This window comes from Affinundibacterium amnicola, from assembly GCF_014284275.1.
GTDB lineage: Bacteria > Pseudomonadota > Gammaproteobacteria > Burkholderiales > Burkholderiaceae_D > Undibacterium > Undibacterium amnicola.
The window spans coordinates 12,815-35,885 of sequence record NZ_JACOFU010000002.1; the positions used below are offsets into that span (position 1 = coordinate 12,815).

Consider the following 23,071-nt stretch of genomic DNA (forward strand, 5'->3'; position numbering starts at 1 on the left):
ATCGAATAGAAGTTCATTACATTATATTTTGCCTGACGCTTATAAAGTCATTTAATTTAAATGATCATGAAAGAAAGCAACGAAAAATACTTTAAGCAATCTCTAAAAATGAAAAATACCAAATCAGACCAGCTATGAGAAAAATGTATATTCGCCGCCTAAACAAGCTATCTAGAAAATAAATCGATTCTTGCCACAACACGTCACCAGCAAGTTTTAATTCAAGCTTGAGATTACCAGAGATGCCATTTATCTCAAGCGCTGATAAATTTCTTCAGCTAAAGCTCGCGAAATACCCTCTACCGCCATCAGGTCTTCAACACTGGCATCTTCTACACCTTTGATACCGCCAAAGCGTGTCAATAAACGTTGACGACGCTTAGGGCCAACACCATCGATGTCTTCAAGCTTAGAGCTTTGTCTCGCCTTCGCCCGTTTAGCTCGCATGCCCGTGATCGCAAAACGATGCGCTTCATCGCGCACCTGTGCAATCAACATGAGAGCAGCAGATTCTTTACCCAACTCTTTCGATTCTCTGCCATCGACAAAGACCAAAGTTTCAAGGCCAACTTTACGACCTTCCCCTTTGGCAACACCGACAATCAAGCTCGTATCCAAGCCTAATTCTTCAAACACTTGTCGTGCGACTTCTACTTGTCCTTTACCACCGTCAATCAAAACGATGTCTGGCATGATTGCGCTAATGTCAGCGAGATCCTCGTTCGCAATTCCAAATTTTTCAAAACGGCGATAAATCACCTGACGCATCGCCGCATAATCATCACCTGGCGTAATGTCTTTAATATTAAATCGTCGATACTCGGCATTTTGCATGGCGTGATGATGAAACACGACACAAGAGGCTTGCGTGGCTTCTCCATGAGTATGACTAATATCAAAACATTCGATACGAAATTGATCGATGTCAGGCACTTCCATGTCCAACGCATCGAGCAAGGCCTTGGTTCGCAATTGCTGCGCGCCCTGCTCGGATAACGCGCGCGCTAACGCTAAACGCGCACCTTTTTCAGCCATTTCCAACCAAGCACGTTTTTGTTCTTGCGGTTGAAAGCTAAGGTGAATGCGATGTCCACACTGCTCCATCAAAGCCAGGAGCAATTCAGGAACATCAATTTCCACATTCAAAATAATTTGGCTCGGTATGAACTGATCAATATAGTGCTGCGCAATAAACGCAATCATCACTTCAACATCAATCGTCTCATTCAACGCGGCCTGTGCCAACTCAAGATGACTAGGAAAATATGAGCGATCACCGAGATGGCGTCCACCTCGCACCATGGCTAAATTCACACACGCACGACCACCGTCAACCGCGACGGCGATAATATCGATATCGGCATCACCAGCCAGTTCCATACTTTGCTGATGCAAAACTTTAGACAGTGCGGACATTTGGTTACGCACAACTGCTGCTTTTTCAAACGCTAACTCTTGTGCGTAATTGAGCATTTTATGTTCTAGCTTATCCAATACTTCCGACTGCCGCCCGCGCAAAAAATTTGCCGCATTTTCCACATCGGCTTGATAATCCTGCGCGGAAATAAAATCGACACAAGGCGCACTACAACGATGAATTTGATGCAGCAAACATGGTCTTGTGCGATTGGCAAAAACACTGTCTTCACAACTGCGCAATAAGAAAATCTTCTGCAATAACTGCATCGATTCTTTCACCGCCCAAGCTGATGGAAAAGGACCAAAATATTGATGTTTTTTATCGATCGCACCGCGAAAGTAAGTCATGCGCGGTGTTTTTTCTTGGGTAATTTTTAGATAGGGATAAGACTTATCGTCACGAAACAAAATGTTATATCGCGGCTTTAGAGCCTTGATCAAATTATTTTCCAAGATCAAAGCTTCAGCTTCGCTGCGTGTGACCGTGGTTTCGAGGCGAGCAATCTTTGCCACCATCATGGCGATCCGCGGGCTACTTAGATTTTTTTGAAAATAACTGGACACACGTTTTTTCAAATCGCGTGCTTTACCGACATAAAGCACTTGCTCATTACTATCAAAATAACGATAGACACCAGGCAAATTCGGAAGCGCTGCAACCAACTCTAATACGACCTCAGGAGCGTTGGCCGTGTCCTTACTCATGATGACCACCTGATTTACCAACACTTGAGGACATGCATGCATCGTTCACAGATGTATGCTGTTCTACGACGACATAGGCAATGGCGAACTCATCTTCGTCTGACACCGATAAATGCGCGGATAAATTTTTCGACGACATCCATGCTGCCAATTCACCATACCAATACAATTGCGGGCGTCCCAAATCAGCACTTAGAACTTGCAACGAATGCCAGTTCATCGGATGGCGAACACCCAATCCTATGGCTTTTGAAAAGGCCTCTTTTGCTGCAAATCGGGTAGCCAAAAACAGAAGCGCACGGCGTTGAGATTGCGCCGCACGCTGGTGATAAATCAATTGCTCGTCTTTGCCTAAGATTTTCTCTACGAAGCGCTGAGGATGGCGCTCCATTGTCGCTTGAATACGCGAGATTTTAATGATGTCTGTACCAATACCAAAAATCATTTGGCATCCAGTCTCGCCTTCACCATCAGCGCTTTCATATCGGCAATGGCTTTTTGCCAGCCAACAAAGACTGCCTGTGCAACAATCGCATGTCCAATATTTAACTCTGAAATGCCGCGAATTGCGGCAATCGCTTGCGTATTGGTATAGTGTAGACCATGGCCTGCATTGACCTTAAGTCCTAGGCTCTGAGCAAAATCGACACCCTCCGCAATTCTGGTCAATTCCTTTGCTTGATCAAGTGCGTCATGCGCATCGGCATAACGACCTGTATGCAACTCAATAACCGGAGCACCCAAATCACGCGCGGCTTGAATTTGCTGACGGTCAGCATCAATAAATAAACTGACGCGAATACCTTCTTGCTGCAATTGCTTGGTCGCTGCCTCGACTTGTTTATAATAACGGATGGCGTCTAATCCACCTTCTGTGGTGACCTCTTCACGACGCTCAGGCACCAAGCACACGTCTTGAGGCCGAATACGGCAAGCGAAATCAATCATCTCTTGCGTCACTGCGGCTTCCAGATTCATACGCGTTAATAAACGCTGGCGTATCTCTTCCACATCTTTATCTTTAATGTGTCGACGATCTTCACGCAGATGCAAAGTAATACAATCAGCACCCGCCTCTTCCGCCAACAAAGCTGCTTTTAGTGGTTCGGGATAAATCGTGCCGCGCGCATTTCTCAATGTCGCTACATGATCAATATTAATGCCCAAATCAATGCTTTGTGTTTGTCCGTGTATGTTCATAGCTTGTGTAAATCAATTAAAATTTGACGAGTATTTAATGGGGTACCATGCAAATGAAAACTCAATAAAAACCGCATCAACTGCTTGCTTTGCACTTGCGTTAGCGGATCTGAATAATTCTCTACTGACATATCCAATAATGTTTTACCACTAACTTGCGGAAGATTTTCGGCTAAACTTGTAAGCCGCACACCAACACCTGGCTCCAAGACATACAGCTCTTCAGCAAAAATACGTGTGCGTGAACTGACGCAGTAGGTTAAGTCACCAATCAAACCAGCTTGCTGCAAAAGTTTAAGCTCAAATTTACGCAGGACTATCGCGGCAGATTCATTATGTGCTAGTTGATTCAAACTGGAAACATACGCATCAAAAAGTATCGTATTTACTTCGTCCCGCAACAAGAATTTAACTAGCAACTCATTTAAATAAAAGCCACACAACAGTGCCGACTTCTCTAATGGAAGCATACCACCAACCCACTCGGCGGTCGTTAATGTACGGATCTCAGATTTACCGGTCCATGAAATATTTAGCGGTTGAAAAGTCTGCAGCACGCTACGCAGAGCGGAGGTTGGGCGTTTGGCACCTTTCGCAACCAAGGACACTCGTCCGTGATCTCGGCTAAAAACGTCAACAATCAGGCTAGTTTCTTTATATGGATAGGAATGAAGTACGAAACCAGGTTGATGCAGAATGCGTATCTCTTTAGACGCCCTTTTAGGAGACGTTAATGCAAGGGGGGAACTTGCGCTGAGCTCATGAGTGCGTGCCCTACGTCTAGGAATCACAAGCGCTGCATTTGATTCTTTATCCAATCACATTCTCACAGATGTGCAGATTTTACTCGTAACCATAGGCACGCAGACCAGCCTCGTTATCGGCCCAACCAGATTTCACTTTCACCCAAATTTCCAAATACACCGGTCCGCCAAACAACTTCTCCATATCTTGGCGTGACTGAGTTGAGATATCTTTGAGACGTGCACCTTTATTCCCAATCACCATAGACTTATGTCCATCACGATCAACCAGAATGACAACGAATACACGACGCAAATTTCCTTCTTGCTCAAATTTTTCAATCAACACCGTGCTGGTATAAGGTAGTTCATCGCCGACAAATCGGAATAATTTTTCACGAACAATTTCCGTTGCGAGAAATTTTTCGCTACGATCAGTAATATCATCCTCACCAAAAACTGGAGGATTCAAAGGTAAATACTTACGCGTCTCGCGCTCCAAGCTATCGAGTTGAAATCTCAATGTTGCAGACACCGGTACCACCGCAGCAAACGGGAACAGGGACATCACCTTTTGCGCAAACGGCATTAAAATCGCTTTGTCTTTCACTCGATCAGACTTGTTAATCACCAGAATACACGGCACATTTTTAGGGAGTAAATCAATCACTTGCTGATCGGCCTGACCAAAAGTGCCTGCCTCAATAATGTACAAAATGACGTCTGAGGCCATCAAGGTATTGGTCACCGTACGGTTCAAAGTACGATTTAGCGGATTCGAATGACGCGTCTGAAATCCTGGCGTATCAACGTAAATATACTGCGTCTGCTCCTTCGTTTGGATGCCCGTAATGCGATGCCTCGTTGTTTGTGCCTTACGTGAAGTGATACTCACTTTGGCGCCAATCAGGGCATTCATCAAAGTCGACTTACCAACATTCGGACGGCCTACGATGGCAATATAACCACAACGATACTCAGAATTTTCTAGCATGACACTCATCTTTATTTTACTTTTTGTGAAATCTCTGGAACGGATACATCCAAAGAAAGCTGCTCTTCATTAACAAGGCTAAGCTCGGGTGATGAACTCTTTTCATTGTTCGTCTGGGCTGTTGATTGGATAGTCGCAATTCCCGCCAACTTCATTTGAGAAGCGCGTGGTTTAGCCTTTTTATTGCTTGGCGTCTTAGACAATAATTTCACAACGGTCTCTAAAGCCAGTTTAGCAGCAGCTTGCTCGCCAGCACGGCGACTTCCACCAGTACCAAATACTTGAACCTCTAATTTAGGAACCAAACATTCAATTTCGAACTCTTGATTATGTGCAGCACCATGGGTTGCGACAACATTATATTGAGGTAAGGCAATCTTCTTACTCTGCAAGAACTCCTGCAACAAAGTTTTGGCATCTTTGCCTAAAGTTGTTGGGTCAACAGAACTTAAAATAGGCTCATATAAGGATTGAATTACTTTTCGCGCGGCCTCGAAACCGGCATCAAGATAAATAGCACCAAATAAGGCTTCCAAAGTATCAGCCAGAATTGATGGCCGCCGAAAGCCGCCAGACTTCAACTCACCCTCACCCAATCGTAAAAACTGAGAGAGCTCCATTTTCTGTGCGATTTCAAACAAGGACTGCTGCTTCACCAAATTCGCACGTACTCGTGATAGATCACCTTCATCAATACTTGCAAAAGTATCGAAAAGTATCGATGCAACGACACAATTAAGTATTGAGTCGCCAAGAAATTCTAGGCGCTCATTGTGTGTGACGCTATGACTTCGGTGCGTCAATGCTTGCTGCAAAAGTGCAACATCATTAAATTGGTGCCCCAAACGCTTCTGCAGCAACTGTTCGTTCATAAATACAACTTAATCCTATTTCTTTTGAACCGTTGCATTTTTTGCAGTGGTTCCTTCATATTCAAGCAATAAACTTGCAGGTCCAACGAGTGGAATTTTCTTTGTATAGAAAAAACCAATTTCCAAGCCAGTCTCAGTTTTTTCAATAATTAAGTCTCGACCAGTAATCGACGTGATATATCCAACATCAGCTTGTTTATTAAATGCCATTTGGATCTCTGATGCTGAACCTGCATTCGTTAATTTCACAGCACTGATCGCACGCTTAATTGACATATACTCAATAACAGTCGGTGCAATTTTAGACGCCAAAACGACTAACACAGCAAGAATACCTAAAACAAATATCAAGCCGACCAAGGACATTCCTCGATTTTTTGTTTTAGTTAAATATTGATATTGATGCATAGTGTCTCTCCATTTCTATTGAAAACTACCAATTCTCTTTAAATCGCCGAAGTTCATCCAAATAAAAAAAGCTTTGCCTACAACATTCTGATCAGGAACAAATCCCCAGTAACGACTATCCTGACTGTTATCACGATTATCGCCCATCATAAAATAATGTCCCTGCGGCACGGTACATGTAACGCCTTCGACATCATAAATACAACGGTCAGCATAAGGGAAGTCCGCCTCACCAAACATCACGATGCCAGCAGGACGATCATCGTCATTCAAAATCTTATGAATCGCCTTGCCAGACTTTTCGTTAAACTGCTTGGAATAACTTAATTGCGTGCCTTCATGTAAAAAATCTGGCTGAGTTTCATATTGATTTACGACACCATTAACGCTTAACTTCTTATTTTTATAGGTGATAGTATCACCAGGCAATCCAACAATTCGTTTAATGTAATTTTGTGTCGGATCTTTAGGAAATTTAAAAACCATGACATCGCCACGTTGAGGCTCATTGATGGAAATAATCTTTTTATCTAAAACAGGAAGTCTGATTCCATAGGTGAATTTATTAACCAGAATAAAATCACCGACGAACAAAGTTGGCAACATCGATCCGGATGGGATTTTAAATGGCTCAAATAAAAAGGAACGCAGCACAAAAACAAGCGCGATGACGGGAAAAAAACTTCCTGAATATTCTACCCAGACTGGCTGCTTCAATAAACTAGCCTCAAAACTAGATCTCGTCGCTTGATCGGCATTCGCTTTCTGGTCAAACTCTTGCAAAGCAATAATAGCTTTCGCCTTGCGCTTTGGCAGAAGGACAAATCTATCCAAAGCCCAAATAAAACCCGTAACGACTAAAAGAACAAAAAGAATTAAGGCAAAGTTGCCAATTAAAGATTGCAAACTCATTTTTCTTCCACTTGTAAAATTGCCAAAAATGCCTCTTGTGGAATTTCTACAGAGCCAACTTGCTTCATCCGTTTCTTACCAGCTTTTTGTTTCTCAAGCAATTTACGTTTGCGGCTAATATCACCACCATAGCACTTTGCTAACACATTCTTACGTAAAGCTTTTACATTTTCGCGAGAAATAATATTGGCACCAATTGCCGCTTGAATTGCGACATCAAACATTTGACGAGGAATCAACTCACGCATTTTTGCGGCAACTGCACGGCCACGATAATGTGCGTTAGCGCGATGCACAATAATTGCCAATGCATCGACCTTCTCACTGTTAATCAACATATCAACTTTAACCACATCAGACGCCCGATATTCTTTGAACTCATAGTCCATCGACGCATACCCACGCGAAGTCGATTTTAATCGATCAAAGAAATCCAAGACGATTTCGGCCATCGGCATTTCATAGGTAAGCTTGACTTGACGCCCATGGTAATTCATATCCATCTGTACGCCACGCTTAGAGGTACACAAGGTAATCACAGAACCAACATACTCCTGCGGCATATACAAATTGACCGTTACGATAGGCTCACGAATCTCTTCAATCTTTGACGGCTCTGGCATTTTTGATGGATTATCAACCATCAAAATACTTCCATCCCCCATCACAACTTCATAAACAACTGTTGGTGCAGTCGTAATGAGATCCATGTCAAATTCGCGCTCTAATCGCTCCTGCACAATTTCCATGTGCAACAAACCAAGGAAACCGCAGCGAAAGCCAAAGCCCAAGGCTTGAGAGACTTCAGGTTCATACATCAAGGCAGCATCATTCAGCTTCAACTTCTCTAATGAATCACGCAATGCATCATATTGATTCGCCTCAACAGGAAACAAGCCAGCGAACACTTGCGGCTGTACTTCTTTAAAACCCGGCAATGGTTCTGCTGCCACTCGGCCAACTGTCGTAATCGTGTCACCGACTTTAGCGGCTTTCAACTCTTTAATTCCGGCGATAATAAAACCAACCTGACCAGCAGATAATTCAGGTCGACTTAATGATTTTGGCGTGAACACACCCACACTTTCCACCAAGTGCTGTGCTTCAGTTGCCATAAAAAGAATTTTATCTTTAGGGCGCAAGGTACCGTTTACGATACGAACCAACATCACAACACCAACGTAATTATCGAACCAAGAATCAATAATCAAAGCCTGCAGAGGTGCATCTGGATCGCCTTTTGGCGCTGGCACCTTAACAATCAAGGATTCTAAAATATCTCGCACGCCCAAGCCTGTTTTTGCAGAGCAATGCACAGCATCACTCGCATCAATTCCAATTACTTCCTCAATTTCATTAATCGCATTGTCTGGATCTGCAGACGGTAGATCAATTTTATTCAAAACAGGAACAACCTCAACACCCAATTCAATCGCGGTATAACAGTTCGCAACGGTCTGTGCCTCAACCCCTTGCGATGCATCCACAACAAGTAACGCACCTTCACATGCGGATAGTGAACGACTAACCTCATAACTAAAATCCACGTGACCAGGCGTGTCAATAAGATTCAAATTGTAAATTTGACCATCTAAGGCTTTGTAGTGTAGCGCTGCAGTTTGCGCTTTAATTGTAATTCCACGCTCCCGTTCGATGTCCATGGAATCAAGAACTTGTGCTTCCATTTCGCGATCTGAAAGACCACCACACAATTGGATAATCCGATCTGCCAAAGTGGACTTACCATGGTCAATATGGGCAATGATAGAAAAATTACGAATATTATTCATTAGATAGACAAAAAAACCGATTACAAAAAAGGCGCCAAAACTGGGTAGCGTCCCCAGGCGAGCGCCTAAAGTTTAGATTATGCAAAAACGACATTTTACCGGATTTCACCTATGCCTGTCTCAAATTCCTTCAAGCAATATCAAAACATACACATCCAAATTGATTGATGCACTTAAAACGCCAACATAAGTTAAAAAAACGCTTAGAGTGACAAACTATAAGGAAGATTTTCCGATCTTGCAGGCGGCAAATCCCACATCTGATCATAATCAATTTTCGCAAGGTAAAGCCCATCAGGCATAAAGGTTGGAGCAGACAGACTTCTATCTTTTGAATCGAGTAATTCACGAATCCATTCTGGCTCTCGCTTCCCCATCCCAACAAAAATCAATGAGCCAACAATATTTCTGACCATATGATGCAAGAATGCATTCGCCCGCAAACTAAACACAATCAAATCACCTTGCTGACGAATCTTCACCTCATACATATGTTTTACTGGCGATTTCGCCTGACAACCAGATGCCCGAAATACCGTGAAATCTTGCTCTCCAATCAAATAACTGGCTGCCCGCGTCATAGACTCCAATGCCAATGGTCTAAAAAACCAACCAGCACGACCGGACCAAATTGGAGATCGCACACTTGCGTTATGCAATAGGTAATGATAGGTGCGCGAATAAGCACTGAAGCGAGCATGAAATGCACTCTGATCGCCCTCATCAACAAGAATTTGTCTTGCCCAACGTACGGCAATATCCGGCGGCAAAAATGCATTCACCCCGTTGACCCAAGAATACATTTCGCGCTGAAGTCCAGTATCAAAATGTACAACCTGCTCTACCGCATGCACTCCAGCATCCGTTCGTCCAGCGCACATGGTGTTTATTGTATTTTTTGAGAACTTCTGCAATGCCGATTCCAAAACATCTTGCACCGTATTGCCATTAGGCTGCGTTTGCCATCCCTGATAAGCGCCGCCGTGATACTCCACACCCAAAATAATTCTATTCAACGTCATCAATCACTACACTTAGAAATAAAAATGGGCGCTGACAAAAGACAGCGCCCGTTTTAGTGGAAACAAAGAGACCTTAGCTTAGTTGATCCAACATTTTACGCGCTTTATCTACCTGCTCACTTGATCCGCCCTTAATGACCTCATCGAGCAGTTCACGCGCACCTTCTTTATCGCCAATTTCTTGATAGGCGACCGCTAGATCAAGCTTGGTTGCCATCTCTGCGTTGTATGGAGATTCATCTAACTCAATATCTACCTGAGACGATTCATCATGTAGACTAATATGCTCAGACCCAAAATCCAACTTTATCTCTTCCTCTGCAATTAAAGGAGTTTCTTCGACCAACATATCATCGTTCGAGACCTCAAAATCCAAAGAATCAATACTTAGATCTTCATTTTCAGAAGGAATCTGACTTTCGTCTTCATTAACAGCATTAGACTCTTCTAACTTTTCTTCCTCATTTCCAAGATCAAAGTCGATAGAACCAAAATCAATCACCGGCATCTCTTCCTGAATCACGGGGGTAGGATCTACCACCTCAATTTCTGGAAGTGTTACAAGAAACTCTTCCTGTTCTTCTTGCTCTTGCTTTTCAGAGATATCCAAATCAAAATCAAGACCACTGTCAAGATCTAGGGGCAGGTCTGCATTGTCAATCTTCCCTAATTCGTCTCTACCAGCGTTTCCGAATGGCTCTTCAGACAGTGCAGAAGCAGTATCAATAATACTGATCGAATCGAGCATATCTTCAGACAATGAATTTTCTAGCAAAGCTTCCGGATCCAAATCTTCCAGTGGCTGCGTGGGTTGCCCCAAACTGCTACCTGCGTAGGCCTCAACTTGCGCACTAGCGCCAGCATATAGTGGATTATTTGGATCAAGCGAAATTCCCATAGACGCAGCTTGACTCCAATCTTCCCCCTCGCCCCTTGTCATTCCATACAACTCGCCAGCAAACAATTCAAACGAACGTAAATCCTTACGTCCAAAATAAATCTCAAGAAGCTTTAGGCGCACTGCATGACGATCAGGCTGAGTTTTCAATGCTTCCTTCAATATCTCTTCCGCCTGAGAATCTCGACCGTAAGCAATATAGACATCTGCTTCCGCCACAGGATCCACCTCATTCGCATCCAACTGACTTGCTGACGGAGCAAAATTTGAATTAAATACACTGTTATTGGTATCAACACTTTGACCACCAGTAGAGCCAAACATGGAATTTGCTTTTAAACTCGAACCAGTCAATATGCTATCTTCAAACTGATGAGATACTTTCTTCTTACGAGAAGAATATACGCCGATTGCCCCACCGAGTGCCGCAAGAAGACCCGCAGCGATTAAGTATTTTGAATCAAACCAAGAAGATTCCTCTTCAACTGGCGCAGGCGGTGGTGGAGGTGTACGTTTAGGTTTAACTACACTCGCCGCACTAGCAGCACTAGCCACCTGAACATTAGATGCGGGACTTGCATCCGTTTTTGTCACCGCAGCAGAGGCAGGTACTGAAGCGACAGAGGCAACAGAAGCAGCTGATGCACTCATCGCTGGCTTAGATGCAGATGCGGCCTCAGCCGCCTTTGAAGAACTTACAGCACTAGCAACTTGAGGTGCAGCCGACTTTGATGGTACAGCCAGTAACTTATTTAGCTCTCCAACATTCTTTTCCAACTCTTTAACTCTAGCATTAGCCTCAGCAAGTGCCTTATCTTTTGCTATTCTATCCTCTTCAGTCATTCCTTTTACAGGAGCATTTTTTACATTAGCATCTGCAACTTTCGACAACTTCAACTTATCCAAGGACTCGTTTGCAGCAGTTGGCACTTCCTTCACTTTTGCAGTGATTGCACCACTTGCAGCTTGTTTTTTCTGGGCGACAGATTCTGCAGGAGCGACGAGTACTTGTCCCGCCAGCTTATTTCTATAAGCATTAAAGTTTGCCGAATGCGTCTGCACCACCAAACGAGCATCAGCATTTGAATTGCTGCGCACGGTTTCTGCGTCTGGAATCGTCAAAATTTGCCCTGCCTTGAGACGATTCATATTATCGCCGACAAAAGCTTGTGGATTCGCACGATAGATGCTCACCAACATTTGATCCAACGAAACACCATTTAAATTTGATGAGGCAATTCGCATCAAAGTATCGCCCTGCTTTACACGATATTGGTGGCTGTCAGAATTAACTGAAGAACTTGGCTGAACACTCTTTATTGGAGTACGCTTAATGTTATCCGACGCTTCGTTAACGTTTGCAACTTTTGCTTTAGGTTCGGCGTTAGCTACTTGGCTTGTCGCTGGCGATCTCACAGCAGACGCAGCAGGATTAACCACTTGAGCGGACTGTCCAGATGCTAAATCTGCAGGATCTAGCAAAAAGGTGTACTCGCGAACCAACTTACCGTTACTGGCATTCATTTCCAACAAAAAATCAACCCAAGGTTCATTCATCGCCTGAGTAGATGTCACACGAATGATGTAAGAATTACCTCGTTGCTCAACTGCAAATCTTAATGACAACAATGCAGGATTAAACTCGATATTTGCCTGTCTGAATGCTTCAATTGATGCAATCTTCGGCACCAAAGAATTGATTTCTTCTTTATTGGGTGAGGTCAACTCAATTTCTGCTCTTAGTGGTTGACCAAGAGACGATAGCACTGTTAACTTTCCTAACCCAGTGGCATATGCATTTGAGAAGACAAGCAATGAAGTTAAGGCCGCTGCTTTAAGCGCCTTACTTCCCAAAAAACTTATCGGTAAGCGTTTGTAATTATGCATTTTTAGAACATTTCCTGGGAAATTTAGTCAACACAATATTTGCCACTTAAACAAGCAAAATTGCACAAACGAAAGGTATATTAACTCAAGATAACATTACCCAACTTGTCGCGCAAGCTTAACGTGAATTCTAGATATGGTAAATACATTAAGAGCTGAAATACCAATTTCATAGACATTTCGTTGTTACCACTAGACAATTTTTATCGATAATGAAATAAACAAATAAAAAAAAGGAATGAAATTCATTCCTTTTTTCATTCTTCAAACTATAAATTCTTCAAATTACTTCTCAATCAAAATCCGGAGCATGCGGCGAAGAGGCTCCGCTGCACCCCAAAGCAATTGATCGCCCACAGTAAAAGCGGACAAGTAATCACCGCCCATTTGCATCTTACGCAAACGCCCAACCGGAATCGTCAAACCACCAGTAACCGCAGCAGGTGTCAAATCACGCATGGAATCTTCACGTGTGTTTGGAACGACTTTCGCCCACGGATTATTTTGCGCAAGCATATCGGTGATTTCATCTAGCGGCACATCTTTGGTCAGCTTGATTGTCAAAGCCTGTGAGTGACAACGCATCGCGCCAATACGCACACATAAGCCATCAACTGGAATTGCTTTAGAACCAAATGCCTCGCCCAGACCAAGTATCTTATTAGTCTCCACGCCAGCTTTCCATTCTTCTTTGGAAACGCCATTGTGTAAATCCTTGTCAATCCAAGGAATCAAATTGCCAGCCAAAGGCACACCAAATTGTTTGGTCTCGTCGGCACTGAAGTTATGCTGTTTCGCCAAAACCTTACGGTCAATTTCCAAGATTGCTGCAGCCGGATCGTCTAGCAAAGCTTTTACTTCCGCATTAATCGAACCAAACTGGGTTAGCAATTCACGCATGTGCTGCGCACCGCCGCCAGATGCTGCTTGGTAGGTCATGGAAGACATCCACTCCACCAAGCCATGCTGGAACAAACCTCCCAAGCCCATCAACATACAAGAAACTGTGCAATTACCGCCGACATAATTTTTCACGCCACGGCTTAATGCGCTCTTAATCACATCTAAATTGACCGGGTCGAGCACGATCACTGCATCGTTTTCCATACGCAGTGTGGATGCTGCATCAATCCAAAAACCATTCCAACCTGCGGCACGCAATTTAGGGAAAATTTCAGAGGTATAGTCGCCGCCTTGGCAGGTAATAATAATGTCGCACTTCTTCAATGCATCAATATCATTTGCGTCTTTCAACGTCTTTTCATTCTTTGCCATCGTTGGCGCTGCGCCACCGGTGTTAGAAGTTGAAAAAAACACTGGTTCTATATGAGTAAAATCTCCCTCTTCCTGCATACGCTGCATGAGGACTGAACCAACCATTCCACGCCAACCGACCAAACCAACTAGTTTCATCATCTTTCCCTAAAAATTACAGGTCTCCCTGTTTACATAAAAAACTAAACTAAAGCCTTCACCACAGCATCACCCATTTCAGACGTGCCAACTTTGGTGCAGCCATCTTCAAAAATATCTGGCGTGCGCAAACCTTGTGTTAACACTGCTTTTACGGCTGCTTCAATACGATCCGCATGTTCCGCTTTTCCTAAGGAATAACGCAGCATCATGGCGGCCGACAAGATCGTTGCCAGAGGATTCGCGATACCTTTTCCAGCGATATCCGGTGCCGATCCATGTGAAGGCTCATACAAACCTTTGTTGTTGGCATCGAGCGAAGCCGAAGGCAACATACCGATAGAGCCAGTCAACATCGCGGCAGCATCCGATAAAATATCACCAAACATATTTCCCGTCACCATCACATCAAATTTCTTTGGTGCGCGCACCAATTGCATCGCTGCATTGTCCACGTACATATGATCCAAAGCCACGTCAGGATATTCTTTATGCACATCAATCATGATGTCTTTCCAAAACTGGAAAGTCTCTAACACGTTCGCTTTATCTACACTGGTCAGACGCTTGTCACGTTTACGTGCCGCTTGAAATGCGACATGTGCGATGCGACGAATCTCGCCTTCCGCATAGCGCATAGTATCAAATCCTTCGCGCTGACCTTTGAATGGCCCATCCGGACATTCGCGCACACCACGTGGTTGACCAAAATAAATATCGCCAGTTAATTCACGGATAATCAAAATATCCAAACCAGAAACTACTTCAGGTTTCAAAGTCGACGCGCCAGCTAACTCAGGATACAAAATCGCAGGACGCAAATTTGCAAATAAATTCAGGTTTTTACGTAAGCCCAAAATTGCCTGCTCAGGTCGAAGTGGTCGATCAAGCGTATCGTATTTCCAATCACCGACAGCGCCGAACAATACGGCATCCGCATCTTGTGCTAGTTTCAGTGTTGCTTCTGGCAGAGGATGTCCTGCAGCTTCATAGCCCGCACCACCTACAGGCGCAAATTCCATTTCAAAGGATTCACCCAAAACTTTTAAAACTTTAACGGCCTGATCAACGATTTCAGGACCAATGCCGTCACCCGGCAAAATGGCAATTTTCATGCTGATATGTAAATGAGAATAGTTGGATTAAAAATTTAGTTCGATCAGATAACCGCTGCCAACCAGGGGCGAGCCGCAATATGCTTCTGTTCAAATGCGCGAATTTTTTCTGCATGCACCAAGGTCAAACCTATATCATCCAAGCCATTGAGCAAACAATATTTACGGAATGCATCGACTTCGAACGAAAAAGTTTCACCTGTCGTTTTTAAACTAAGCGTTTGCGAATTTAAATCAACTTGCAAATGCAAGCCTTCATGATCACGCACTTGGTTAAACAAATAATCAACATTATCTTCACTTAGCACGATAGGCAACAAGCCATTCTTAAAGCAATTATTGAAGAAAATATCGGCAAAACTTGGCGCGATCACGACACGAAAACCAAACTGATCTAGCGCCCAAGGTGCATGTTCGCGCGAGGAACCACAACCAAAATTTTTGCGTGTCAACAAGATGGAAGCGCCCTGATAACGCGCCTGATTCAATACGAAATCGGGATTCAAAGGACGCAGGCTGTTATCCATACCAGGTTCGCCATGATCAAGATAACGCCATTCATCAAATAGATTCGGACCAAAACCTGTACGCTGAATCGACTTCAAGAATTGTTTAGGAATGATGGCATCCGTGTCGACGTTAGCACGATCCAAAGGCGCAACCAATCCATCTAACAAAGTAAATTTTTCCATGACTATTTTTTTCCTGCATTCTCGACTACTTCACCCGCTTTTTTTACGTCTTTACCAAAGCCTTGTACTGTATTACATCCAAGCAGACTGATCATCGCCATCAAAGTAAAAAGAAGTGTAATTTTTTTCATTTTTCGATTCCCTTCAATTAATTAAGCAAAATTACGAACATCAACAAAGTGACCTGCAATACCTGCAGCAGCGGCCATTTCTGGCGATACCAAATGCGTACGCCCACCCTGCCCTTGACGACCTTCGAAATTACGATTCGAAGTTGAAGCACAACGTTCACCTGGCTCTAGGCGGTCAGCGTTCATCGCTAAACACATAGAACAACCAGGTTCGCGCCATTCAAAACCAGCCGCAGTAAAAATCTTATCCAAGCCTTCTTGTTCAGCCTGTTTTTTCACTAGACCAGAACCCGGCACTACCATCGCCAATTTAACATTAGCAGCGCGAGTTTTACCTGCAACCACTTTCGCTGCCGCTCGCAAATCCTCAATGCGGGAGTTGGTGCAAGAACCGATAAACACTTTATCAATTTGAATTGAACTGATCGCCATATTCGGTCGTAAATTCATGTAAACGAGTGCCTTTTCAATAGCATCACGCTTGACTGCATCAGTTTCATTTTGGGGATCAGGCGTTTGTCCGTCGATAGAAACCACCATCTCTGGCGAAGTACCCCAAGTAACTTGTGGTTGGATATCCGCGACATTCAAAGTCACAACTGTATCAAACTGTGCGCCATCATCTGAATGCAAAGTATTCCAATAGGCGACCGCATTATCCCAATCGTTAGCAGCAGGACTAAACGGCCTTCCCTTTACATAGTCAATCGTCGTTTGATCGACGGCAATCATACCTGCCCGGGCACCTGCTTCAATCGCCATATTACAGACGGTCATACGGCCTTCCATAGACAGGCGTTCAATGGCAGCACCCGCAAATTCGATCGCATAACCCGTACCGCCAGCAGTGCCGATCTTGCCAATAATCGCCAATACAATATCTTTTGCCGTGATACCTGACGGCGTATCACCATCAACCCGAATCAACATCGATTTCGATTTTTTTGCTAGCAAGGTTTGCGTAGCAAGCACATGTTCGACTTCCGAAGTGCCAATACCATGCGCCAAACAAGCGAAAGCGCCATGCGTGGAGGTATGTGAGTCACCACAAACAACCGTCATTCCCGGCAAGGTCGCCCCTTGCTCAGGACCGATCACATGCACAATCCCCTGACGCAGATCGTTCATCGCGAAATAAGTTAAACCATATTGTTTGGCGTTGGCATCGAGCGTTTCGACTTGCAAACGAGAGATGGGATCGGCTATGCCACCTTGACGATTTGTGGTTGGCACATTGTGATCTGCAACAACCAGATTGGCGGATATGCGCCACGGTTGACGACCCGCTAGCTTTAGCCCATCAAAGGCTTGAGGGCTGGTAACTTCATGTAGTAGATGACGATCAATATAGAGTATCGATGTTCCATCATCCTCAGTATGAACAACGTGAGATTCCCAAAGTTTATCGTAAAGCGTCTTGGCCATAATCGGTGTCTGAAATTAAAGAATTCATAAAGCTAAAAAACAGCTTTTGATTATGCCACAATTGTGCAATGCAAAACCGATGAAAAGATCTTTTTAACAGGACTTTTATCAAAATAAAATTTGATGATTTATCTAATTTCAGAATTTAAATCCAAGAATTCCCAAAATCCAGACAAATCACCAATTTTTATTTTGAAACAAAAGTATCAAACAACGAGCAATTATGTAAATTTAGTTCACTATCTTGATGCTAATACTAGGGCGTGTTGACCTAGCCACCAACGACCACATCGCCACATTGAGCACGGTGCCGCAACGCATGATCCATCAAGACCAAAGCGAGCATTGCTTCTGCGATAGGTGTTGCTCGTATTCCCACGCAGGGATCATGCCGACCAAAAGTTTCAACGGTAACGGGATTGCCCTGCTTGTCGATTGATTGCTTTGGAACACGAATGGAAGAAGTTGGCTTAATCGCCATGGATACACGAATTTCCTGTCCGGTCGAAATCCCGCCCAAAATGCCACCTGAATTATTTGTCGCAAATCCTGCAGCACCAATTTCATCACCATGCTCAGATCCCTTTTGAGAAACTGAAGCAAATCCAGCACCGATCTCCACCCCTTTAACCGCATTAATTCCCATCATTGCGTAGGCAATTTCTGCATCTAATTTGTCGTAGATAGGCTCACCCAAGCCAACCGGAACATTATTCGCGACAACATCAATCCGCGCGCCTATCGAATCACCATCACGACGCAACTGATCCATAAATTCTTCTAATGAAGCAATCACTTCAGAACTACCCGTCGGGGCAAAAAAAGGATTTTGGGAACTAAATGACCAAGATTCAAACGGGATTGTGATATCACCTAATTGTGTCATCCCGCCGTGAAATGTCGTGCCAAATTTCTGAAACAACCATTTTTTAGCAATCGCAGCGGCACCGACCACAGGTGCTGTCAATCGTGCAGAAGACCGTCCTCCCCCCCTAGGATCACGAATACCGTACTTATTCCAATAGGTAAAATCTGCATGACCAGGACGAAATGTTTCCACAATATTGCCGTAATCTTTACTGCGCTGATCCTCATTACGAATCAATAAAGCAATTGGTGTTCCCGTCGTTTTTCCTTCATATACACCAGACAAAATCTCAACGGTGTCTGGTTCTTGACGTTGTGTCACGTGACGCGATGTACCGGGTCGCCGCCTATCCAATTCAGGCTGAATATCAGCCACTGATAATTCCAAACCTGGAGGACATCCATCAACAACACAACCAATCGCTGGACCGTGGGACTCTCCAAAAGTGGTCACCGTAAATAAGGTACCAAAGGTATTTCCTGACATATCTTTTCGCTATAAAAGTGTAGAAATTAAGCGCATTTTAGCAGTCTTAAATCAATTCTTCAGTGATCTGCCCCTCATATTCAAAAGCTGGACAAAGAAAATCCTATTTAAACTGAACATTTGCACCAAACCAACAGTTTATTTCCTACTAGTTGTTTTATACTGGAGCAACACGCATCATGATTAAACGATGAAATTGCAGCCCAAAATTAAAATAACAATTTGCCACCTCCACGGAGCATAAACAAAGATGAGCGAAATGCATGCTAATGACGATGCGCTAGTCTTCATGGACGAATTAAGTGGAGAACACTTAACCGACGCAAACACGCCACTCCCAAGTTGGCGTGTCATGATCATTGACGACGATCCAGATGTTCACTCTGCGACCATGTTCGCACTTGGCAATCTTGAAATTCAACATCGATCTTTAAGTTTTTTACACGCCTACTCCGCAACGGAAGCGAGGCAAATTCTTGAACGAGAATCCAATATCGCGGTAATTTTGCTCGATGTGGTAATGGAACAAGAAGATGCGGGACTCACCTTAGTCAATTATGTTCGCAAAACTTTGGGACTACATGACGTTCGTATCATATTGCGTACGGGCCAACCTGGCTATGCACCGGAAATCGATGCAATTCGCGATTATGATATTAATGATTACAAGACAAAATCTGAACTAACCAGAACCAAACTTTACACAACCGTTACTTCAGCAATTCGTTCTTACGAACAAATTTGTGCAATCACAGCAAATCAGCGCGGGCTTGAACTGATCGTCAACGCAAGTACGGAACTCATGTCTCAAAAGGGTTTGCAGAATTTCGCGGCTGGAGTTTTGCAGCAAATTAACATTTTATTTGGTCGAAAAGTTGAAGGATTTATCTGCAATTCAGAAGAAAATGACAACATAAACGATGTCAATTCCTTTGATATTATTGCGGGTAGCCACGGTTTTACTCATCAAGTGGAGCAGAAAGTAGAACGAACCGACAACTTGGAGGTAAAACAATTTCTTCAAGAAAGTGTCGACTCGAAAAGAAACGTCTTCTCTACGCTTGCCTCGGTGTTATTTTTTGAAAACGTTGGACAACGTACTATTTGTGTTTTCTTACAAACATCAATTAATGAACAGGAAAAACGCTTACTAGATGTTTTCTGCAGCAATGTAACAGTGGGTCTGAACAACGTCATGTTGACATCCAGATTACATAAATTTGCCTATTTTGATCCGCTCACTGGCCTAGCCAATCGACTCAAATTACTACAAACACTCAACGAAACTATCAGCGCAAGCAACAAAGAAAAAAGCGTTTTATCTTTGATCGATATTGATCATTTTGCCGAAACCAACGACGCATTAGGGCATCAATTCGGCGACATGCTGTTGTGTGCGGTAGCGAGGCGCCTTCTTGATCATTTTGGAGCAGCATGCCACTTAGCACGAGTCGGTGGTGATACTTTTGCCTTACTCGGGCACGAGAACCTAGTCTGTCCAGAACATATTTCTAACGTATTTCAACTGCCGTTCAATGTTGACAAACAAGAAGTTCAGTTATCTTCAACAATTGGTTTAGTGCGCCTTGGGAACTACGAGGGCGGCAGTTCAGATGCGCTTAAAGACACGAATATCGCTTTAAAACGTGCAAAATCGCATCAACGCTCATCGTTTAGCTACTTCACTGTAGATATGGGTGTCGAGATTCGCGAGCGAGTACGCATGATGCATGCATTACGTGCAGCGTTTGAAAATGAAAGATTATTCGTCGTCTACCAACCTCAAATCGATATGCGTACTGAACGTGCGGTCGGCGCTGAGGCCTTGCTACGTTGGAAAACCGAAGATGGGCAATTTGTCCCGCCGGATCAGTTTATTCCAATTGCCGAATATTCTGGTTTGATCGTAGACATCGGCGAATGGGTGCTGCGCAGTGCCTGCTTTGAATTAATAGAGTTACATCAACTTGGTTTCACTGACTTTAAGATGGCAGTCAATGTCTCGCAGGCACAATTCTCTCACCCACTATTCCTTGAGAGCTTAAAACGTGCTTTACATGACACCAAAGCACCCGCACATTGTGTCGAGTTAGAAATCACTGAATCGATGGCGATGACCGATCCAGAACTCTTGATTCAAACTTTATTTCAGATCAAACAGCTTGGTGCGCAAGTATCGATTGACGACTTTGGTACAGGATTTTCCTCTCTTAGCCATTTGCAAAAACTCAATGTCGACAAACTCAAAATTGATCGCGCTTTTGTCAATGAAATCAGTGATAAATCAGGAGAAGGCAGTATCGCGAAAATGATCGTCCAGCTTAGTCAAAGTTTAAACATCAAGGTAATTGCGGAAGGTGTTGAAACTGAACATCAAGCTGACACTTTAATGTCATTTGGCTGCCATTTAGCGCAGGGCTACTTATATGCGCGCCCGCTGACTAAAGAAGATTTACGTTCTTGGCTGGCAAAAAAATAAGGGTAAAAATCATCTAAAGGTCTACCCTTATGTGTCGCGCAGAATGTTGCATTTTGAAGGCTTCATCGATATCTCATCAATGCGAAGGCATGAGCAAAGAGTCATAAGATATTTCTATCAAAGCGATCCGAATTTTCAGTCTATACCTGCAAATTGTCGGATCATCGCAATTAGCCCCACAAAAATTGCGGATTCCTTTACAGTAAAACTATGGAGCAAAGTGCGCTTACCACTAAGCACGCGCACTTTGCCGTGATCAATCAAATATCGTTAGCCAATATGGATCCCAGAACACTAGAAACCATCAAGTTAGTCATACGCAACACCTTGACTTGGCTCAATATTGCCTTCGACAAAACTGCAACTTGGGTTAGTAAATTATCGTGGTGGAAGTTTTTTCTTTTCGCCGTTTTATTATTGGCCTCGGCCGATATTATTCAGAATACTTTTTTCTCGACAGAAGAAACAAAACAAGTCAAACAGGTACAGAAAAATACCAAGAAAAATAATCCTGCAGCATCCAATAGCATAGTCATTGACGACAAAAAGATTGAGATAGACAACACAGGTATCCGGATAAAAGCGCCAGAAAAAGCTGGTCAAAGTAAACGCGTCGAAATTGATGGATCTGGTTGGCAAATCATTGATGAAAATCAGGAGAAAGCGGCTTCAAAACTCGAATCCGCTGTCAGTAGCTTACCTGAAACAAGCAAAAATTCGGAGTTGCCGGGCATTACCTTTGGCAAAGATGACGTTCACATCAAACTACCAAAAGAGTTAGCGCGTGAAATTCGTGCCGAAATGGAACGCGCCGCAGCCGATGCCGCTGCGGAAGCAACCGATGAAGAAAAAACCAAATCTTCGCGTTGGTTTCAAAATTTTGTACTACTTCTTGTTTTTGGCTTATTCGGGATGAAAGCACTGCTCGGGGGCAAAGTCCGCGCCGAAGAAAAAGCCAAAGAAGCAAATGCGACCGCAGAAAGAGAATCATTATTGCGCCAAGTAAGTGAGGCACAAATGCAAATGATGCAAGCGCAGGTGGAACCACATTTCCTGTTTAATACGCTCGCATCGGTAGAATTTTTAATCGAAACCGATCCGCCTCGTGCAGCAAAAATGCAACGAAGCTTGATTGCTTACTTGCGCGCCGTACTTCCCCAAATGCGGGAAAACGCTGCAAAAACGAATTTGGGTCGCGAAGCCGACATGGTGAAATCTTATCTAGAATTGCTCAAGATGCGAATGGAAGAACGCCTTAACATCGACTTCATCATGCCAGAAAATTTACGCAAATCGAGCTTCCCACCAATGATGCTACAGTCCTTGGTAGAAAATTCAATCAAGCATGGATTAGAAGTTAAAGCAGAAGGAGGAACCTTACAGTTCCGTGCAGAATTACATCAAGACAAATTACGTGTGACAGTTAGCGATGATGGCTTAGGATTTGGCGCCGTTCCAAGTAATGGCACTGGGCTGGGGTTACAAAATATTCGAGAACGACTCAAACTCATTTATAAAGATAAAGCACAAATGATTATTTCTCCTAACAAGCCAAGCGGTGTCTGCGTTACCATAGAGATTCCGTACGAAGTTGCAAAATAACTGACTACAA

19 protein-coding genes are annotated in these 23,071 nt (G+C 43.6%); 2 read left to right on the plus strand and 17 right to left on the minus strand.

All coding sequences use genetic code 11. The features are described 5' to 3' along the window. Positions 1-249: 249 nt before the first annotated feature. The 17 genes from uvrC to aroC all read right to left on the minus strand — a co-directional run bounded on the left by uvrC (position 250) and on the right by aroC (position 18,980). A complete protein-coding gene (gene uvrC / locus H8K33_RS04400) occupies positions 250-2,124 on the minus strand; it encodes an excinuclease ABC subunit UvrC (RefSeq protein ID WP_186889798.1) in 1,875 nt (624 codons plus the stop codon). Beyond that, on the minus strand, positions 2,117-2,569 hold the full coding sequence (gene acpS / locus H8K33_RS04405) for a holo-ACP synthase (protein ID WP_186889799.1): 453 nt from the start codon (positions 2,567-2,569) through the stop codon (positions 2,117-2,119). The genes uvrC and acpS overlap by 8 nt, the downstream gene beginning before the upstream one ends. Beyond that, positions 2,566-3,324, minus strand: a complete 759-nt coding sequence (gene pdxJ / locus H8K33_RS04410; RefSeq protein ID WP_186889800.1) for a pyridoxine 5'-phosphate synthase — start codon at positions 3,322-3,324, stop codon at positions 2,566-2,568. The genes acpS and pdxJ overlap by 4 nt, the downstream gene beginning before the upstream one ends. Beyond that, positions 3,321-4,115 (minus strand): DNA repair protein RecO, encoded by a 795-nt coding sequence (recO, locus tag H8K33_RS04415; protein ID WP_390320602.1) that lies wholly within the window; start codon positions 4,113-4,115, stop codon positions 3,321-3,323. The genes pdxJ and recO overlap by 4 nt, the downstream gene beginning before the upstream one ends. 52 nt (positions 4,116-4,167) lie before the next feature. Continuing rightward, positions 4,168-5,070, minus strand: coding sequence for a GTPase Era (era, locus tag H8K33_RS04420; RefSeq protein ID WP_186889802.1), 903 nt, complete (start codon positions 5,068-5,070; stop codon positions 4,168-4,170). A 2-nt stretch (positions 5,071-5,072) separates the two neighbouring features. Beyond that, positions 5,073-5,933, minus strand: a complete 861-nt coding sequence (gene rnc, locus H8K33_RS04425) for a ribonuclease III (RefSeq protein WP_186889803.1) — start codon at positions 5,931-5,933, stop codon at positions 5,073-5,075. 15 nt (positions 5,934-5,948) lie between these two features. Further along, positions 5,949-6,341 (minus strand): DUF4845 domain-containing protein, encoded by a 393-nt coding sequence (locus H8K33_RS04430; protein ID WP_186889804.1) that lies wholly within the window; start codon positions 6,339-6,341, stop codon positions 5,949-5,951. 15 nt (positions 6,342-6,356) lie between these two features. After that, entirely contained in the window at positions 6,357-7,253 is an 897-nt protein-coding gene (gene lepB, locus H8K33_RS04435) for a signal peptidase I (RefSeq protein ID WP_186889805.1), read from the minus strand. Further along, entirely contained in the window at positions 7,250-9,043 is a 1,794-nt protein-coding gene (gene lepA / locus H8K33_RS04440) for a translation elongation factor 4 (protein ID WP_186889806.1), read from the minus strand. Before lepA ends, lepB begins: the two co-directional genes overlap by 4 nt. 203 nt (positions 9,044-9,246) lie before the next feature. Next, positions 9,247-10,065, minus strand: coding sequence for a tRNA pseudouridine(38-40) synthase TruA (gene truA, locus H8K33_RS04445; protein WP_186889807.1), 819 nt, complete (start codon positions 10,063-10,065; stop codon positions 9,247-9,249). Between the two features lie 73 nt (positions 10,066-10,138). Beyond that, positions 10,139-12,850, minus strand: a complete 2,712-nt coding sequence (locus H8K33_RS04450; protein WP_186889808.1) for a motility hub landmark protein FimV — start codon at positions 12,848-12,850, stop codon at positions 10,139-10,141. A gap of 285 nt (positions 12,851-13,135) precedes the next feature. Further along, the gene (asd, locus tag H8K33_RS04455) at positions 13,136-14,263 is read right to left on the minus strand and encodes an aspartate-semialdehyde dehydrogenase (protein WP_186889809.1); all 1,128 of its coding nucleotides are present in this window, start codon (positions 14,261-14,263) and stop codon (positions 13,136-13,138) included. Positions 14,264-14,307: 44 nt separating this feature from the next. After that, positions 14,308-15,378, minus strand: a complete 1,071-nt coding sequence (gene leuB, locus H8K33_RS04460; protein WP_186889810.1) for a 3-isopropylmalate dehydrogenase — start codon at positions 15,376-15,378, stop codon at positions 14,308-14,310. Positions 15,379-15,422: 44 nt separating this feature from the next. Continuing rightward, positions 15,423-16,070, minus strand: coding sequence for a 3-isopropylmalate dehydratase small subunit (leuD, locus tag H8K33_RS04465; RefSeq protein WP_186889811.1), 648 nt, complete (start codon positions 16,068-16,070; stop codon positions 15,423-15,425). 2 nt (positions 16,071-16,072) lie between these two features. Then, positions 16,073-16,201 carry an entericidin A/B family lipoprotein gene (locus H8K33_RS04470; RefSeq protein ID WP_186889812.1) on the minus strand — a complete coding sequence of 43 codons (129 nt, stop codon included), beginning with the start codon at positions 16,199-16,201 and terminating at the stop codon, positions 16,073-16,075. A 21-nt stretch (positions 16,202-16,222) separates the two neighbouring features. Beyond that, positions 16,223-17,626, minus strand: coding sequence for a 3-isopropylmalate dehydratase large subunit (gene leuC, locus H8K33_RS04475; protein ID WP_186889813.1), 1,404 nt, complete (start codon positions 17,624-17,626; stop codon positions 16,223-16,225). Positions 17,627-17,897: 271 nt separating this feature from the next. Continuing rightward, a complete protein-coding gene (gene aroC, locus H8K33_RS04480; RefSeq protein WP_186889814.1) occupies positions 17,898-18,980 on the minus strand; it encodes a chorismate synthase in 1,083 nt (360 codons plus the stop codon). A 250-nt stretch (positions 18,981-19,230) separates the two neighbouring features. On the opposite strand from aroC, the gene H8K33_RS04485 reads away from it, so the two are divergent. Continuing rightward, positions 19,231-21,459, plus strand: coding sequence for a bifunctional diguanylate cyclase/phosphodiesterase (locus H8K33_RS04485; RefSeq protein WP_246443335.1), 2,229 nt, complete (start codon positions 19,231-19,233; stop codon positions 21,457-21,459). A 279-nt stretch (positions 21,460-21,738) separates the two neighbouring features. After that, positions 21,739-23,061, plus strand: coding sequence for a sensor histidine kinase (locus H8K33_RS04490; RefSeq protein ID WP_186889815.1), 1,323 nt, complete (start codon positions 21,739-21,741; stop codon positions 23,059-23,061). The last annotated feature ends 10 nt before the right edge of the window (positions 23,062-23,071 follow it).